The sequence below is a fragment of the Mesorhizobium sp. B2-4-13 genome, from assembly GCF_006658535.1.
GTDB classification, from domain to species: Bacteria; Pseudomonadota; Alphaproteobacteria; order Rhizobiales; family Rhizobiaceae; genus Mesorhizobium; species Mesorhizobium australicum.
The window spans coordinates 266,479-282,718 of record NZ_VFVB01000002.1 but is presented as its reverse complement, the minus strand read 5'-3'; the positions used below and the strand labels follow the sequence as shown (position 1 = coordinate 282,718).

Here is a 16,240-nt window from a genome sequence, read left to right as displayed (position 1 = left end):
GGCATGGACATTTCCTATCACAAGGTCTTCGCCCGCAATCTCGGCCGCGACATGGAGTACAAGCGCTACGGGCATGCCGGCCGGCCGGTCGTGGTGTTCCCGACCTCGCAGGGCCGCTTCTACCAGTTCGAGGATTCCGGCGGAGTGGGGGCGCTCGCCGAGTTCGTCGATACCGGCCGCATCCAGCTGTTCACCGTCGACGGCATCGATACAGAATCCTTCTTCGCCAGGAATGTCGATGCCGCGCATCGCATCGACCGGCACGAGGCCTATTTCCGCTATCTGCGCGAGGAGGCGCTGCCGGAATTCCTGGAAACCGCCGCGCAGGCCAATGGCGGACGGCGGTTGAAGCCGCTGTTCTCGGGCTGTTCGATGGGCGGCTACCATTCCTCGAACTTCGTCTTCCGGTTTCCCGAGCTCGCCAGCGGCGTCATCTCGCTGTCGGGTGTCTATTCGGCCCGCGATTTCTTCGGCAAGGCGCTCGACGGCGACATCTTCTACAATTCGCCGCTCGATTATCTGCCAGGGATCGTCGACCCGAAACTACTGGCGCGGCTGAAGGCGCTCAGGCTGATCTTCTGCTGCGGGCAGGGCGCATGGGAAGAGCGCATGCTGGTCGAGACCCGCCAGCTGGAACAGATCCTGCGCGACAAATCCATTCCGGCCTGGGTCGACTATTGGGGCGGCGACGTCAGCCATGACTGGCCGTGGTGGCACAAGCAGCTGGTTTATTTCTTCGGCCGCTGGCTGGATGACGATCTGATGCACAGGCTGGACTAAGGTGCATTGATATTCAGCTGGCCTGCGAATGGCTGACGCCTACCCTTCCTGGCAGGCCGGCAGGGGTGCGGTCTGGTGCTGCGCCGCGGATCCGCGGCGCAGGCCGAGAAAGACGACGAGGGCGGTGACGATGGTGATTGCCGCCAGCACGATCAGTAGCCTGTCGAACGCCGTTTCGTAGGCATCGACCAGCACGGCGGCGCCGGCCGCCGGCAAATGGTGCACGGTTCCACCGACATTGCCGGTCACCAGCAGTTGCGCCGCGGCGGCCGCGTCGCTGGAAGGCGCAGCGCCCCGAGCGGCGAGTTGCGCGGCGGTGAAGCCTGACAGCGTTGCCATGACGATGGCCAGCGCCACACCTTCGCAAGCGACACGGGTGGTGTTGAAGATGCCGACCGCCATCCCGGCCCGCTCCGTCGGCACGACGCTGACGGCGAGCCCGTCCATCAACCCCCAAGGCAAGGCGATGCCGACGCCGATCAGGATCAGTGGCGCGACCAGCGCAACCTCAACCGGGGGCGTCAGGCTCAGCCAGACCAGGCCGGCCGCCGCGACGAGCAGGCCGACGCCGCAGATCGTGGCCGGAGCGATCCAGCGCGCCAGCTGGCCGGCGAGCAAGGGCAGGAACAACAACGGTCCGGAGAGGCAGATCATCAATTGCCCGGCCTTGATCTCGCTCATCCCCTCGATGCCGATGAAGCGGATCGGTAAAAGTACGAGCAGGACGACGAAGCCATAGGCGGGCGCCGCCGCAAGAAACTGGACGCCGACGAAGCGAGGAAAGCGAAACAGGGTGAGATCGAGCATCGGCCGGCGCACGCGCCGCTCGGCGACGACAAACAGCACAAAGCAAAGGACGGCGACGCCGAGAAGCGTTGCCACCAGCGGGTCGGTCCAGCCGCTCTGGGGTGCCTGGAGCACGCCATAGGTCAGCGAGGCCAGCGCGAAGGTGAACGTGGTGGCGCCCGCCCAGTCGAGGCCGGTCGCATCCGGATCACGCGATTCCCTGATGGTGCGCAGGCCGAGGGTTGCCGAGGCAGCCGCGAGCGCCATCACCAGAACAAAGATCGACCGCCAGCCGAAGGCGGCGATGAGCAGGCCGGAGGCGATCGGGCCGAAGGCCAGCCCGATGCCGAAACTGGTGCCGAGAAAGGAGAAGGCGCGCAGCCGCGATGGTCCCTCGAATTCCTGGGCAAGTGCGGAGGCGCCGCCGGCGAAGGCCAAGGCACTGCCGAGCCCTTGCGCGGCCCTGAAGACGTCGAACCTGGTGATGTCGGACGCCAGCATCGCGCCGAGCGAGGCGATAATGTAGAGGGCGAGACCGACGAGGAAGATCCGCTTGCGGCCATGATTATCGGCCAGCGCTCCGGCCGCCATCAGGCTGGCGGCGAAGGTCAGCATAAAGGCGTTGGTCACCCAGTTGAGCGCGATCGGGCTGCCGCCGAGATCGGCCGCGATGCGGGAGAGCGCGACGGCCGGGCCGGTGAAGGTCAGAGGCATCGTCATAGCGGCGAGGCATACCGACAGGAGCACGAGCCATCGCTCGGCCGGGCCGGTGGCGGTCTTCAAGGTCATGGGTTTTTCCTATCTGAGCGGTCTGCGCCGGCATGCGCGCAACCGCGGCGCCGATCATGCGGACCAAGATAGGTCAGAGACAGATCAGGAATAATATTATTAAATATCCTGATATAACGGACGGAAACGCTCGAATGGAGCAGCATGATGGATCGCCTCAGCGGCCTTCTGGCTTTCGCCCGCACCGCCGAGTTCGGCAGCTTCGTCGCCGCCGGCCGGGCGCTCGGCATCTCCGCTTCAGCGGTCGGCAAAAGCGTCGCGCGGCTCGAACAGGAACTCGGCGTGCGGCTGCTGCAGCGCTCCACGCGGCGGATCGGCCTGACGGAGGAGGGCAAGCTGTTCAACGAGCGCGTGCGGCGCATCCTCGACGACATCGACGATGCCGAGGCGATGCTGTCGCGGACAAGGGAGACGCCGCGTGGGCGGTTGCGCGTCTCCACCCCGATCGTCACCTACCATCTTTTGCTGCCGGTGCTGTCGGAGTTCATGGCCCGCTATCCCGAGATCGAGCTCGATATCGATTTCAACGACCGGATCGTCGACGTCATCGAGGAAGGCATCGACGTCGCCATCCGCAGCGGCGAGCTGCCTGATTCACGATTGGTGTCCAGACCCATTGCGCCCTTCCGCATGCTGCTGTGCGCGGCTCCCTCCTACCTCGATCGCCATGGCACTCCCGGTGTGCCGGCGGATCTCATCAGGCATTTCGGCATAAACTTCCGCTATCTCAACAGCGGCAGGCTGCTGGACTGGCCGTTCATTACCGGGAGCGCCCAACCGCTGATCCGTTCAATGTTGACCTGCAACAACATGGAAGCTTTGAAAGGCGCCACGATCACCGGACTCGGCATCGCCTGCATGCCCGATTTCCTGGTGCGGGACGCGTTGCGCGAGGACCGGCTGCGCACCGTGCTCGACGATCATGTCGACGGCCGTGGCCAGTTCCGGATGCTATGGCCCTCCAATCGCCATCTGTCGCCAAAGGTGCGGGTTTTCGTCGATTTCCTGCCCGAACGCCTGGCAGCCGCGCGATAGCGGTGCCCTGGTGGCAGCCCTCATCATTCCCGGATGCTTCTGGCTACCAGCCGGGCAATGCTGGGGCCGACAAGCAGCACGATCAGGAAGCGCGCCGACTGCAGGGCCATGACAAAGGAGATGTCGACGTTCTGCGCGGCGGCGGCGATGATGGCGACGCTGTCCATGCCGCCAGGGCTGGTCGCCAGATAGGCGGTCAGCGGGTCGACGCCGGCGAGCCGGCTGATGAGGAAGGCAAGGCCGCCGCAAAACGCGATCAGCGCGATGATCGAAGCGATGATCTGCGGCAAAGCGCGTGCCGCGTGGCGCAGGATCGGCCTGGTGAAGTTCAGGCCGATCGCCCAGCCGACCATCGCGTAACTGACCGCCAGCAGCCATTGCGGCAATTGCATCGGCACCCCGAGGCCGAGATGGATGACTGTGCCGAAGATGAAGCTGCCGAGGAAGAAGGGCGAAGGCAGCCGGCAAAGCCTGCCCGCGAGGCCGCCGATGAGCGCCATGCCGATGGTGGCGGCGAAGGGTTGCGGATCGATCTCGGGGAACCAGATAACGGGCGGGACCTCGATGCCCGAGGTGTCGACCCACATCTTGGCGACGAGGGCTGCCGTCATCGAGACGAAGATGACGCGCAGATACTGCATGAAGGCGACAAGGCGCTGGTCGGCGCCGAAGGCGCCGGCCATCAGCACCATGGCGGTGGCGGCCCCCGGCGAAGAACCCCAGACGGCGGTGGTGCCCGGCAGGATGCGCCAGCGGCTGATCAGCCAGCCAAGCAGGCTCGAGGCCGCGACGGTGGCGATCACCACGCCGAGGAACAGCGGCCATTCCTTGTAGAAGACCGGGAAGATATCGGCCGAGATCGAAGCCGCGACGAGGCAGCCGACGACAGCCTGGGCGGCGCCGAACAGAAGCCGCGGCACACGCACCGCGGCACCGTTGGTGCCGGCGACGATGGCCGCCAGCATCGGTCCGATCAGCAGCGCCGCCGGCAAAGCGGCGAGTTCCAGCGCGCCGGCGAAGAGCGCGGAGATGACCAGCAGGATGAGCCACTGCCAAGGCTTGCTCAGCCGCGTCATGCGCTCGATGGCGGGTTGGTCGGAAGATGGCTGCTCGGCCTCGGAATCCATGTTCTGGTCTTAACCCCAGACGCGAAAAATGCGAACGCAAGTGCGCCTGATAAAGCACGTTTCCGCCTCGGGCGCCCGCCTTAGCCCGTTTTGGCTTCAGCCAAGCCGAAGCCGCCCACCGGATGCGTTTCCACCTGGAATTCGAAGCCGCCGATGAAGGGGCGCGCCTTGGCGATCGCCGCCTGGACTTCGGGAAGCTGCAGCGAGGCCTTGTGGCTCGCCTGATCGGTCCACACCTCGGTCACCCAGATCGCGTCGGCGTCGGCCGGGTCGGTGGCGATGATATAGCTCAGGCAGCCGGGCAGGGCGCCAGTGCTCTCACGCAGCACGGCCATGACAGCGTCGCGCTGCCCACGCGCCGCCCGCATCTTGCCGATCAGTCCATACATGTCCTCGTCTCCCCCTGGGTTGGCGCGAAAGGAGTGTGTCCAGTATGCCGGTCGCCGGTCAAGGCATCAACTGGCCGCCATTGACCTCGATCACCTGGCCGGTGATGTAGCCGCTCAACAGGTCCGATGAGAGGAACAGATAGGCGCCGACGCAATCTTGCGCCGTGCCGGCACGGCCCTGCGGGATGGTGGCGACCATGCCCTTCATCTGCTCGTCGGTCGAATAGCGTTCGTGGAAGGGGGTAAGGATGGTGCCCGGCGCCACGGCGTTGACGCGGATGCCGAAGCCGATCAGTTCCTTGGCCATGCCGCGCGTCACGTTGGAGACGAAGGCCTTGGCCGAGCCGTAAAGGCCGGCGCCGCCGCCCGCCCCGTTGCGCGCGGCGATCGACGAGGTGTTGACGATGAAGCCGCCCTGTTTTTTCAGCCACGGGATCGCCTTGCGCGAGGCGGTCAGCACCGAGCGTGCGTTGAGGTCCATCACCGCGTCGTAATGCGCCTCGGTCTGCTCGGCATAAGGCACGCGGCCAAGCATGCCGCCGGCATTGTTGACCAGCCCGTCGAGCCGGCCGAAATGCCGCGCGCTGTCCTCGACGACGCGTTCGACATCGGCAGGGAGAGAAAAGTCGCCTTGGACGAGGAACACCTCACCGCCGCCGTCGCGGATGGTCTGGCCGCGTTTCTCGGCGGCGTCGCGGCTGGAATTGTAGTGCAGCGCCACCTTGCATTCCTGCCCGGCATAAGCGAGCGCGAGCGCCGCGCCGATGCCGGTTGAGGCGCCGGTGACCAGCACCGCCTTGCCGGCGAGGTCGGGGATGACAAGACCAAGGGCTGTCTCTGGCACTGCTGTTCCTCCGGGGGATTTCCAAGTTTCTTGGCGGGTGTTGCCACCCTTGCATTCAAGTCAGTGCCGCTTCAAGGCCTGAGATAGACATAGCCCTGGCTTTGCAGTTCGGCGAGCTTGACGACGCCACCCCTGTCGGCGGCATGGAAGCCGTCGAGCAAATCGGCGAGCGTAATATCCATGCCGTGCATGGTGTTGCCGCAGGCATGCGGGTCGAGCCCTTGCTGGACAAGGCCGGTAAAGCGCCCGGAAATCGCCGCCGATATGCCCTTCGACTTGAAGCCGGCAAGCGCCGGACCGTGCACGACCAGCGCGATATCGACGTTGCCGCCCGTGCCCTCATAGTGGTTCTTGATGTTGCCGAGCACGAAATTGACCTTGTCGAGGTCGCTGAGGTGATAGGCGACCTTCAGCCTGGCAGGCTCGGTGGTTGCCGCCTGCACCGCCCGCAGGCCGAGAAGCGTCCCGGCTCCGGCGAGAGCCGCGTGGAACATGTCACGTCGGCGCATGGCGTGCCTCCCTGGCTTGCCGGCCCAGCGCGATTTGCGTGGCCGCGGCCGCAATACTAGCATAAATTGACGTTACGTCCTGTCGATGCGGAGGGGGGCACATGGCGTTCAGGGAATGGAAGACGGTTGCCAGCGCCGGATTTGGCGCCGCACTGCTTGGCGGACTTGTGGGTTCTGCTTTTGCCGACAATATGCTCAAGCTCACCGAACTCAGCCCCAACGGGGCGAACGCCTGTTTCGGCCGAGTCTATGACGCGGCGCACCTCAAGGCGCATCCGAAGCAGAAGGTGACGCGGATTTTCTTCTACTACGGCCATGATCCGGTCAGCCGTCCGAATGAGGAACCGAACGCGAATTCCGATACTTCCTACAATGGGTTCCTCACCACCACGGTGCGTGGCGCCAAGGCGCCGGAATGGGCCGGAGGCTGGTGCAATCACGAGTCCGAGGATGGCAAATCGGGCCCGATCCGTTGCGGCATGGACTGCGACCGTACGCTGGCGTCGCTGAAGATCGACGGCAAGGGTCGGCTGATCCTGTCGGACCTGTCGTCCGATATCTACCTCGACGCCGGTTCGGAAGAAGAACTCGGCGCGGCTGAATACGACAGGCAGGCGCTTGGCAAGGAAGACGACAATTTCCGCCTCGATCCGATGCCGGCGGCGAGCTGCAAGGCTGAATTCGCCCGCATCGATCCGATCGACCCGGCGCTCGGGCCGCCGCTTCGCGAGCGGCTGAAGCCCGACCAGGCCTTCTGCTACGGGCGCGACTATGACGCTGCGCATATGAGTTCGCATCCCGAGCAACTGACGCAGTCGATCCGGGTGTTTCGAGGACCGGTCGAACTGGCGTCCTTCGCCTCGGGAGGCGACGCCGCGAACTGGCCCGACGGCGCCGACATCGCGGTCTCGGTCACGACGCGGCAGAAGGGGGCCAAGGTTACGCAGACCTATTCCTGCCAGGGCGAGGCCGACCAGTGGCGCTGCGCGGCGAGTTCGAAGACGAGCAATTTCTCCTGCGACATCGCGCAAAAGGAAATCTTCCTCAAGCGGGGCGCGAACGGCACCATCATTCTGGCCAATCCAAACAGCAGCCTGGCGGTCGTCGACCTGTGCTCGAAGGCGGCCGACGGCAAGACGATGTCCGACGACAAGGTCTATCGGCTGGAGCCAATGCCACAATCCGCCTGCGCGTCGTAACCAGCGTTTCGTCATCCTTGGGTCGCCGCTACGGAGCTGCGCTCCTGCTTCGCCCAAGGATGACGAAGTCGAGAAACTCCGGTTAGCTCTTTGTTTTTACGCAATTCCGGACGGAAAGCCGCTCACGCTTTCTTGGAATTGCTCTTCCAAGGTCAGCGACAGTGACCCGCCTCAGGCGAACGGCACCGCGGTCGTGCCCTTGGGCAGCTTGGCTTCGTCGTCGGGCTCGACATGGATGGTCACGCGCACCGAGGGGAGTTCGGCCTTCAGCGCGTCTTCGATGCGATCGCAGATGACATGGCTGGCGCCGACCGACATGTCGGCGTCGACGACCAGATGGAACTCGATGAAGGTGGCGCGGCCGGCGATGCGGGTCTTGAGGTCGTGCACCTCCATGGCGCCCTTGCAATTGGCCGAGATGATGTCGCGGATGCGCATGTGCTCCGCCGTGTCGACGGCCCGGTCCATCAGGCCGTTCATCGACGAGCCGATGACATGCCAGCCCTGCCACAGGATGTTGAGCGCGACGATGACGGCCAATGCCGGGTCGAGGATCTGCCAGCCGGTCAGGATCGCTCCGACCAGGCCGCCGAAGACGCCGACCGACGTCACCACATCGGTCATGATGTGATTGCCGTCAGCGACCAGCGCCGGCGATTTCTCCGCCCGGCCCGTGCGGATCAGCATCCAGGCCCAGAAGGCGTTGATGACGGTGGCGACGCCGTTGACGGCAAGGCCTTTCCAAGGCTGTTCGAGCGGCGCCGGGGCCTGCCAGGAGCGCCAGACTTCGTTCAGAATCAAAAGCGCGGCGAGCACGATCAGCACGCCTTCCAGCACGGCGGAGAAATACTCGGCCTTGTGATGGCCGAAGGGGTGGTCCTGGTCGGCCGGCTTGTGGCTGACCTGGATCGCCCAGAAAGCGGCAATCGACGCGATGACGTTGACGATCGATTCCAGCGCGTCCGAATAGAGCGCGACGGAGCCGGTCACGTACCAGGCGGCGGCTTTCAGCGCGAGCACGACAAAAGCGACCACGATCGACCAGAAGGCAAGGTTGGCGACCTTGCGCTTCGCGGCCGCCCTGGCTGCGATCGCCATCGTGTTCTCGGCTTCGGCCATTGGCGTCAGGCTGCCTTTTCCTTGGCCTTTCGCGGCAAATGCGCGACGATGTTCTCGATGATGCGCATGCCGGCATTGTGGCCGAGCGTCATGATCGATTCCGGGTGGAACTGGACCGCGGCGATCGGCTCCTTGCGGTGCTCGAAGGCCATGATGACGCCGTCTTCCGTCTCGGCCGTAACCATGAAATCGTCGGGCAGGCGTACCGGATCGGCGAAGATCGAGTGGTAGCGGCCGACGGTGACTTCCTTGGGCAGGCCGGAGAAGATGATGCCCGGCTTCGAGACGCGGATACGCGACGGCTTGCCGTGCATGGGAATGTGCAACTGCCTGAGTTCTCCGCCATAGGCTTCCGCCAGTGCCTGCAGGCCGAGGCACACGCCGAAGATGGGCAGGTCGCGCGCGCGCGCCTTTTTGATGGTCGCGGCGCAGTCGAAGTCCTTCGGCGTGCCGGGTCCGGGTGACAGCACGACGAGGTCGGGCTTCAGCCGGTCGAAGACTTCCTCCGGCACCGGCGAGCGCACGGTCGAGACATTGGCGCCGGTCTGGCGGAAGTAGTTGGCCAGCGTATGGACGAAGGAATCCTCGTGGTCGACCAAAAGGATGTTGACGCCGTCGCCGACGCGCGCCGTGGTGCGCTCGGTGCTGGTCGAATTGCCCGTCTTGGCGTCGCGGATCGCGGAGAGCATGGCGGATGCCTTCAGTTCGGTTTCAGCTTCTTCTTCCTCTGGAATGCTGTCGAAGAGCAATGTAGCGCCGGCACGAACCTCGGCGATGCCGTCCTTGATGCGGATGGTGCGCAAGGTAAGGCCGGTATTCATGTCGCCGTTGAAGTTGACCATGCCGATCGCGCCGCCATACCAGGCGCGCGGGCTTTTCTCGTTCTGCTCGATGAAGCGCATGGCCCACAGTTTCGGTGCGCCGGTGACGGTGACGGCCCAGGCGTGCGAGAGAAACGCGTCGAAAGCGTCCATGCCTTCACGCAAGCGGCCCTCGATGTGGTCGACGGTGTGGATCAGGCGCGAATACATCTCGATCTGGCGGCGGCCGATGACGCGTACAGAACCCGGCTCGCAGACCCTGGACTTGTCGTTGCGATCGACGTCCGAGCACATTGTGAGCTCGGATTCGTCCTTCTTCGAATTGAGCAGCTTCAGGATCTGCTCGCTATCGGAGATGGCGTCGTCGCCGCGTTTGATGGTGCCGGAGATCGGACAGGTCTCGACGCGGCGGCCGTTGACGCGCACGAACATCTCCGGCGACGCACCGATCAGGTATTCGTTCTCGCCCAGGTTGATGAAGAAGGAATAGGGCGACGGGTTGATGGACTTCAGCTTGCGCGAAATCTCGGAGGGCTGGGTCTCGCAGCGCTCGTAGAACATCTGACCGGGGACGACCTCGAACAGGTCGCCACGCTTGAACGAGTCCATCGCGCGGCGCACCAGATTGGCGTATTCGCCGGGCTCATGGTCGCCGCGTGGCGGGATACGGTCGGCGGTCTTGAACGGCTCGGCGATTTGGTCGCGTGGCAGGCCTTCGGTCGAAAAACCTTCGCCCGCATAGTCGTAACGGTCGGTCCAGGCCTTGGCCGAGTAGTGGTCGACGACCAGGATCTCGTCGGGCAGGAACAACACCAGGTCGCGCTGGCTTTGCTTGCGCACGAGCGTGTGGTCGACCGGGTCGAACTGGAAGGCAAGGTCGTAGCCGAAGGCGCCGTAGAGACCGAGATTGGCGTCTTCTGCCGTCTTGAACAGCGCGGTGATGGCGCGTAGCACAGTGAAGACCGAGGGAACGCGGCTGCGTTCCTCCTCGGTGAAGACACGGCCGGGTTTGGCGACATCGAGGCGGATCAGCTTTTTCGAGGTCTCGGCGATCGTGACCTCGGCGAGGCCGCCCAGTGTCCTGCCGATGACCGGCAACAGCGCCTCGCCACGGCCGTTCAGCGCCTCGATACGCATGGCGCGGCCGCGTGCCGAGATGACCAGCGGCGGATCGATGATGGCCGTATCCCAGCGCGTGTAGCGGCCGGGATATTCGTAGTTCGAGGAAAATACCGCGCCCCGGCGCGAGTTCAGCCCCTCGACATAAGTGTCGATCGCGCCTTCATAGGGGCGGTCGTGGCGCTCGCGGGTGATGGTGATGCCACCCGCCGTCGCGAAGCTTTCAGCGCCGTTTTCCAGAACCTTCAACGTCATTGCCGTCTCCATCAGCTACTTGGGCAACGGACCCGGGAATGGCTTTAAAAAACAAATGGCCGCCCGGACATTCCGTTGCGGCCACCCTCTATTTTCACGCGCACGCGTTCGAACAGGCCGCTGTCAGCAGGCCCACCACCAAATGGTCTTGATCGAACGCATGTTCATGGCGATTCCCTTAGCGGCGATTGGGCGGCCGCGCAACTGGATTCGACGCAGGCTCAATCCTCCAGCGTGCCCGACCTTGCATCGGCGCTCTTCCTGTCGCCAACCAGTTTCAACAGGTCTTCGCCGGAGCGGATGATGCGGCGCGAGCGGCGGGTCAGGATGATGCCGTCCTGCGGCGCGAACACTTCCGTGCGGCCATCGGCTTCGCCTGGCGCGTGAACGATGGTAGCGAGCCGCGCGCCCCTGGTGACGCGGTCGCCGGGCTTAACGTCGTAGAGGACCGCACCGCCACGGGGCGCCGGCATCATGTCGATATTTTCTAGAGGTGCCGCGACGCCCTTGAAGGGGCCGGGCGCGGGCAGGGCGGTGTCGGATATCACGCCGCGCGCCACCAGCAGCCGGTAGAGGCCTTCGGCGTCGGACTTGGCCAGCGCGCCGTCGACATCGAGAATGCCGCGATATTCGACAGTGGTGGCGACGCGCCTGTCGAACTTCGCCACATCGGCCGATGCGTTCTGGTAGGGCATGATCGAAGCGCCCTCGAAGGTGCCGTCGGTGTCCTCGCTCCACAGCACCACGGCATCGACGCCCATGGCGGCGGCGCAATCGGCCATCCCGGGCCACAGGCTGGTGTGGACGTAGAGATAGGCAAGACCCTCATCGTCGCAGTGCAGGTCGAGCACGATGTCATGGCCGAGCGAAAGCTGCACCAGGCGCGACTTCAGCCGCTGGTCGGCGCCGCCAAAGGTGGCGTCCGGCAAGAGCCTGGCGTCGGGCGCGGCCAGCAGCGGAAAGCCGCGGTTGAAGTTGGTGCGGGTGCCGAGATGAAAGCGACCCTGGTGCTCACCGAAATGGTATTGCGCGCGGCCGATCGGGTTGGCCCAGGGCACGATGGTGATGTTGCCCCTGATGCGACCCTCGGCCTCGGCCTTGTTCAGCATCGGCATCAATGCATCGATGGCGACGACGCCAGGCAATTCGCCGGCATGGAGCGCTGCCTGCAGGTAGGCCGAAGGTGCTGTCTTGTCGGCGCCGGCCAAGCGGAGCACCGGGAATTCGTGGGAAACGCCGTCGCTGTCGCCGGCGATGCGTTCGATCGATTTCTGCATGACGTTCTCCATGAAAGCGAGAAGACATGCCCATTGGAAGGTACCGATGTCGATTGGTCCAGCCCGCCGCGCTATGGGCGCAAGGGCCTATTCCGCGGCAGCGTGAAGCGTGACAGGCGCGCGCCTGTCCAGCGCCGCCGACAGCACCGCAACGGCGACCGCCAGCAGGGCTAGCACCGCGCCGACCAGTGGCAAACCGGCATAGGAAACGCCTGATGACAGCGCCACGCCGCCGATCCATGCGCCGCCGGCATTGCCGACATTGAAGGCGCCTTGATTGAGCGTGGCTGCAAGGTTCGGTCCTTCGGAAGCCGCCTCGACGACCCGGATCTGCAGGGGTGGCACGACGACGAAGATGAGCAGGCCCCAGAGGAAGACGATGCCGATGGCAACGCTGGCGATCGTGCCGAACTGCATGAAGCCGACGAACAGCAGGGCCATCAGCAGCAAGGTGGCGATCACTGTCGGCATCAGTTTCCAGTCGGCAAGCCTGCCGCCGATGATGTTGCCGATGGTCATGCCGGCGCCGAACAGCAAAAGCACCCAGGTGACCGCCGCGGTCGACAGGCCCGACACGTCGGTGAGGTATGGCTTTATGTATGTGAAAACGGCGAACAGGCTGGCCGAGGTCAGCGCCGCGATCAGCATCGCCAGCCACACCTGCAGCTTGCCAAGCACACGGACTTCGGCGCGCAGACCGCCGCCGCTCGGTTCCGTGACGTCGGACGGTACCAGCCAGGCGATGGCCGCGACCGAGATCAGGCCAATGCCGACCACGGCCAGAAAGGTGGCCCGCCAGCCGAAGGCTTCGCCGAGTGCGGTGCCGGCGGGAACCCCGAGGATGTTGGCGAGCGTCAGGCCCGCGAACATCAGCGCGATGGCGCTGGCGCGCTTGTTGCGCGGCACAAGGCTTGCCGCGACGACCGAGCCGATGCCGAAGAAGGCGCCATGGCCGAAAGCGGTGAAGACGCGCGCCGCCATCAGCAGCCAGTAATTGGGCGCGATGGCGCAGAAGACGTTGCCGACGACGAACAGGGCTGCAAGTCCCACCAGCACGGGCTTGCGCGGCAAATGCGCGGTGGCCATGGCCACGACAGGCGCGCCGAAGACGACTCCCTGCGCATAGCCGGTGACCAGCAGGCCGGCGGCGGGGATCGTCACGCCGAGATCGGCGGCGACCTCGGGCAGCAGGCCCATGATGACGAATTCGGTGGTGCCGATGCAGAAGGACGCAATGGCAAGCGCAAGGATCGGCAAAGGCATGGGAGGTCCAGACTGAATCGGTTCAATTTCAGACTGCGCGAGGACCCCTGCCGGGCGCAACAGACATTGCCGCAATGCAGCAATGCAGAAAGCATGGAGCGGACGTCTCCTCTTCTAACGGCCCGACGCAGACCGATCCTTCAAGGGCTGAAACGATGTCGCTTCGTCTCAGTTCCGTCTGCTGCCCGACACGATATCTTGAAGCCGGCGCGGCCCCAGCAATAAATGCGTGATGACGACCGTGAAATCGCGGAGCCTTCGGCAAGGCACAGGCGACGATTGAAGGGGCAGCGGCTGACAGTCTCACGCCAGCGGCTTCAGCTCCTGGGCGATGGTGGGCAGCAGCTCCGAGACGGTGGGATGGATGTGCACGGCGCGCGCCAGTGTGTCGACCGGCGCCTTGGCGTACATCAGGTCCAGCACGCAATGCACCGCCTCGTCACCGCCCGGACCGAGCACGGAGCAGCCGAGGATCTCCCTGGTGTCGGCGTCCACGAGGATCTTCATGAAACCCTGCGTCTCGCCCTTTTCGACGGCGCGGCCGACACGGGTCATCGGCCGCCGGCCGACCAGGGCGCGACGTCCGGATTTCCTCACCGCCGTCTCGGTCATGCCGCAACGGCCGAGCGGCGGATCGATGTAGAGCGCGTACGCCTCGATGCGGTCGCTGATCCTGCGCGGATCCTTGTCGAGCAGATTGGCGGCGACGATCTCATAGTCGTTGTAGGAGGTGTGGGTGAAGGCGCCCTTGCCGTTGCAGTCGCCCATCGCCCAGATGCCTGGCACGCTGGTGCGCAGCTGGTCGTCGACGACAACCGCGCCGCGTCCGTCGACCTCGACGCCCGCCTTGTCGAGGCCGAGATCGTCGGTATTGAGCGTTCGGCCCAGCGCCAGCAGCACATGCGAGCCGACCGCGGGCGGCTGGCCCGTGGAGAAACTCACGGCAATGTCCCCGCCCTGCTTGGCGAAGCCGATGTCGTCGGCGCCGACATGGACCGCGATCCCTTCATTTTCGAGGATCGACAGGATGGCGGCCGAGACGTCCTCGTCCTCGCGGCCGGTGAGGCGCGGGCTCTTTTCGATGACGGTGACTTCCGAACCGAAGCGGCGGAACATCTGCGCGAATTCGAGCGAGATGTAGCTGCCGCCGACGACGATCAGGTGGCGCGGCAAAACGTCGAGATCCATCATCGACGAGTTGGTCAGATAGTCGATGTCGTGGATGCCGGGCAGGTCCGGCACCGAGGCGCGGCCGCCGGTGTTGAGAAAGATCTTGTCGGCGGTCAACAGGTCGTCACCGACGCGCACCGTGTTGGCGGATTCGAAGCGTGCATGGCCGCGATAGAGCGTGCAACGCTCCATTCCGGCGATCCAGGTCTCCAGATTGCCGCGGGCGTCGTTGGTGACCTTGTCCTTGCGCGCCTTGATCCTGCTGTAATCGATCCCGACGGGACCCGGGAACGTCACGCCATAGTCGGCGGCGCGCCGCGCCAGATGGGCGGCATAGGCGCTGGCGACCATGGTCTTGGTCGGCATGCAGCCGGTGTTGACACAGGTGCCGCCGACCAGCTTGCGCTCGATCAGCGCCACGCTCATGCCGGCTGCCGTCAGACGGCCCGCCAGGGGCGACCCCGCCTGGCCAGCGCCGATGACGATGGCATCGAAGGTCCTTGCGTTCAAGGTCTGGGCCGTCATGCCACCGCCGCCACGATCAGCAGGCCGCCGATGATCGCCACCGCATCCTCGATGAAGGCCGCGGGCGGATCCTTGCCGAAAACGGCCGCCAGCCGGCCGCGCGCTTCGGCACCACCCAGGGTGCCGATGACCGCGCCGATCGCTCCGGCGATCAGGCACACGATGGTGGCGCCGCTGGTCGCGCCGATCACCGCGCCGCTGAACGCGCCGAGCAGAATGCGGGCGCCGAACTGCTGCGGCACCTTGCGGCTTGGCGTCGACGGCAGCTGGTCGGTGACCAGTTCGACTATGGCCAGGACGGTGAAGATGCCGACAGCCGCCCAATGGCCCATGAAGCTCGCCCAGGTGCCGGCACCCGGCAGCCAGCCGAGATAGGCGCCCCAGGCAACGGCGGCAGGTGCCGTCATGGCGCGCAGGCCGGCAATGACGCCGATCAGGAGTGCAAGAATGTAGAGCATGGTCGATCCCCCTCGATCCCGGGCCGGTACAGCCTTGAAACGGCAAGCTACCATAGGCCGGATATTTGGCTAGGCCGCAGACTCACAAGCGCACAGCCACGGCGGATCGAGGCAAGTCAGTTGGCTGATGGAGCGTTGATCGCAAATTGCGCGGCGAAAGCCCTGATATAAGCGGGCCGAGCTTCCCCGCGCGCCACATAGGCGGCCAGGTTTTGGTATTCATCCAGAATGCCTGACATCCTCAGTCGCAGCAGCACTGACACCATCAGTAGATCGCCGGCGCTGAACGCATCATCGAGCCAGTCCGCGACGCCCAAATGAGCCGAGAGACAGTCCAGCCGGGCGCGAACACGGTCCTTTACCAGCGGCAAGCGCGCCTCGCTCCAGGGCTTGTCGGCTTCGAAAATTCTTGCCGTGGTCAGTTCGAGGATCGGCGGCTCTATGGTGTTCAGTGCGGCGAACATCCACGTGATCGCTCGCGCGCGGGCGTTGCGCTCCTTCGGCAGCAGGCCCGCATGCTGCTCGGCAAGATGAAAGACGATCGAGCCGGTCTCGAACAGCGAGAGAGAACCGTCCTCATAGGTAGGGATCTGGCCGAAAGGATGGATGGCCAGATGATCAGGCGCCTTCATGCCCGCGAAGGAAACAAAACGAACCGCGTAAGGCTGCCCCACTTCTTCCAGCGCCCAGCGAACACGCGTATCGCGGGCCAGTCCCTTGCCGCCATCGGGCGATCGTTCAAACGCCGTGATGGTGATTGTCATCGCATTTGTTC

The 16,240-nt window shown here is 64.9% G+C and carries 15 protein-coding genes; 3 read left to right on the top strand and 12 right to left on the bottom strand.

The genetic code is table 11. From position 1 onward, the window contains the following. Nucleotides 1–3: 3 nt before the first annotated feature. Nucleotides 4–780 carry an alpha/beta hydrolase-fold protein gene (locus FJ936_RS05530; RefSeq protein WP_140790930.1) on the top strand — a complete coding sequence of 259 codons (777 nt, stop codon included), beginning with the start codon at nt 4–6 and terminating at the stop codon, nt 778–780. A 39-nt stretch (nt 781–819) separates the two neighbouring features. Here FJ936_RS05530 and FJ936_RS05525 read toward each other — a convergent pair whose 3' ends face one another. Continuing rightward, nucleotides 820–2,355: an MFS transporter gene (locus FJ936_RS05525; protein ID WP_140790929.1), complete on the bottom strand. Its 1,536-nt coding sequence runs from the start codon at nt 2,353–2,355 to the stop codon at nt 820–822. Between the two features lie 147 nt (nt 2,356–2,502). Between FJ936_RS05525 and FJ936_RS05520 the strand changes: the two genes are divergently transcribed. Beyond that, nucleotides 2,503–3,390 (top strand): LysR family transcriptional regulator, encoded by an 888-nt coding sequence (locus tag FJ936_RS05520; protein WP_140790927.1) that lies wholly within the window; start codon nt 2,503–2,505, stop codon nt 3,388–3,390. 23 nt (nt 3,391–3,413) lie between these two features. Here the strand turns inward: FJ936_RS05520 and FJ936_RS05515 are convergent, their stop codons facing one another. From FJ936_RS05515 to FJ936_RS05500, 4 genes are all read right to left on the bottom strand, one after another. After that, complete coding sequence (locus tag FJ936_RS05515; protein ID WP_140617652.1) at nt 3,414–4,517, bottom strand: AbrB family transcriptional regulator; 1,104 nt, start codon at nt 4,515–4,517, stop codon at nt 3,414–3,416. 80 nt (nt 4,518–4,597) lie between these two features. Continuing rightward, entirely contained in the window at nt 4,598–4,906 is a 309-nt protein-coding gene (locus FJ936_RS05510) for a putative quinol monooxygenase (protein WP_015316017.1), read from the bottom strand. Between the two features lie 58 nt (nt 4,907–4,964). Continuing rightward, nucleotides 4,965–5,750, bottom strand: a complete 786-nt coding sequence (locus FJ936_RS05505) for an SDR family oxidoreductase (protein ID WP_141906212.1) — start codon at nt 5,748–5,750, stop codon at nt 4,965–4,967. A 71-nt stretch (nt 5,751–5,821) separates the two neighbouring features. Continuing rightward, on the bottom strand, nt 5,822–6,259 hold the full coding sequence (locus tag FJ936_RS05500; RefSeq protein WP_015316019.1) for a DsrE family protein: 438 nt from the start codon (nt 6,257–6,259) through the stop codon (nt 5,822–5,824). Nucleotides 6,260–6,360: 101 nt separating this feature from the next. On the opposite strand from FJ936_RS05500, the gene FJ936_RS05495 reads away from it, so the two are divergent. Continuing rightward, the gene (locus tag FJ936_RS05495) at nt 6,361–7,458 is read left to right on the top strand and encodes a hypothetical protein (RefSeq protein WP_140790923.1); all 1,098 of its coding nucleotides are present in this window, start codon (nt 6,361–6,363) and stop codon (nt 7,456–7,458) included. A 171-nt stretch (nt 7,459–7,629) separates the two neighbouring features. Here FJ936_RS05495 and FJ936_RS05490 read toward each other — a convergent pair whose 3' ends face one another. The 7 genes from FJ936_RS05490 to FJ936_RS05460 all read right to left on the bottom strand — a co-directional run bounded on the left by FJ936_RS05490 (nt 7,630) and on the right by FJ936_RS05460 (nt 16,229). Beyond that, a complete protein-coding gene (locus FJ936_RS05490) occupies nt 7,630–8,577 on the bottom strand; it encodes a cation diffusion facilitator family transporter (protein ID WP_140617656.1) in 948 nt (315 codons plus the stop codon). Nucleotides 8,578–8,582: 5 nt separating this feature from the next. Next, entirely contained in the window at nt 8,583–10,772 is a 2,190-nt protein-coding gene (locus FJ936_RS05485) for an anthranilate synthase (RefSeq protein WP_140790921.1), read from the bottom strand. Nucleotides 10,773–10,993: 221 nt separating this feature from the next. Next, nucleotides 10,994–12,049, bottom strand: a complete 1,056-nt coding sequence (locus FJ936_RS05480) for a succinylglutamate desuccinylase/aspartoacylase family protein (protein WP_140790919.1) — start codon at nt 12,047–12,049, stop codon at nt 10,994–10,996. An 87-nt stretch (nt 12,050–12,136) separates the two neighbouring features. Next, entirely contained in the window at nt 12,137–13,312 is a 1,176-nt protein-coding gene (locus FJ936_RS05475; RefSeq protein WP_141906211.1) for an MFS transporter, read from the bottom strand. Nucleotides 13,313–13,615: 303 nt separating this feature from the next. Then, nucleotides 13,616–14,992, bottom strand: a complete 1,377-nt coding sequence (locus FJ936_RS05470) for an FAD-containing oxidoreductase (protein WP_140790986.1) — start codon at nt 14,990–14,992, stop codon at nt 13,616–13,618. Between the two features lie 11 nt (nt 14,993–15,003). After that, entirely contained in the window at nt 15,004–15,465 is a 462-nt protein-coding gene (locus FJ936_RS05465) for a DUF4126 domain-containing protein (protein ID WP_140790915.1), read from the bottom strand. 116 nt (nt 15,466–15,581) lie between these two features. Beyond that, nucleotides 15,582–16,229 (bottom strand): glutathione S-transferase family protein, encoded by a 648-nt coding sequence (locus FJ936_RS05460; protein ID WP_140790913.1) that lies wholly within the window; start codon nt 16,227–16,229, stop codon nt 15,582–15,584. Between the last annotated feature and the right edge of the window lie 11 nt (nt 16,230–16,240).

What these genes read in the sequence shown, in the direction of transcription:
- FJ936_RS05475 (WP_141906211.1), bottom strand. Translation starts at nt 13,312, where the DNA reads ATGCCTTTGCCGATCCTTGCGCTTGCCATTGCGTCCTTCTGCATCGGC.
- FJ936_RS05495 (WP_140790923.1), top strand. Translation starts at nt 6,361, where the DNA reads ATGGCGTTCAGGGAATGGAAGACGGTTGCCAGCGCCGGATTTGGCGCC.
- FJ936_RS05500 (WP_015316019.1), bottom strand. Translation starts at nt 6,259, where the DNA reads ATGCGCCGACGTGACATGTTCCACGCGGCTCTCGCCGGAGCCGGGACG.
- FJ936_RS05525 (WP_140790929.1), bottom strand. Translation starts at nt 2,355, where the DNA reads ATGACCTTGAAGACCGCCACCGGCCCGGCCGAGCGATGGCTCGTGCTC.
- FJ936_RS05465 (WP_140790915.1), bottom strand. Translation starts at nt 15,465, where the DNA reads ATGCTCTACATTCTTGCACTCCTGATCGGCGTCATTGCCGGCCTGCGC.
- FJ936_RS05510 (WP_015316017.1), bottom strand. Translation starts at nt 4,906, where the DNA reads ATGTATGGACTGATCGGCAAGATGCGGGCGGCGCGTGGGCAGCGCGAC.
- FJ936_RS05515 (WP_140617652.1), bottom strand. Translation starts at nt 4,517, where the DNA reads ATGGATTCCGAGGCCGAGCAGCCATCTTCCGACCAACCCGCCATCGAG.
- FJ936_RS05485 (WP_140790921.1), bottom strand. Translation starts at nt 10,772, where the DNA reads ATGACGTTGAAGGTTCTGGAAAACGGCGCTGAAAGCTTCGCGACGGCG.
- FJ936_RS05490 (WP_140617656.1), bottom strand. Translation starts at nt 8,577, where the DNA reads ATGGCCGAAGCCGAGAACACGATGGCGATCGCAGCCAGGGCGGCCGCG.
- FJ936_RS05460 (WP_140790913.1), bottom strand. Translation starts at nt 16,229, where the DNA reads ATGACAATCACCATCACGGCGTTTGAACGATCGCCCGATGGCGGCAAG.
- FJ936_RS05480 (WP_140790919.1), bottom strand. Translation starts at nt 12,049, where the DNA reads ATGCAGAAATCGATCGAACGCATCGCCGGCGACAGCGACGGCGTTTCC.
- FJ936_RS05520 (WP_140790927.1), top strand. Translation starts at nt 2,503, where the DNA reads ATGGATCGCCTCAGCGGCCTTCTGGCTTTCGCCCGCACCGCCGAGTTC.
- FJ936_RS05530 (WP_140790930.1), top strand. Translation starts at nt 4, where the DNA reads ATGGACATTTCCTATCACAAGGTCTTCGCCCGCAATCTCGGCCGCGAC.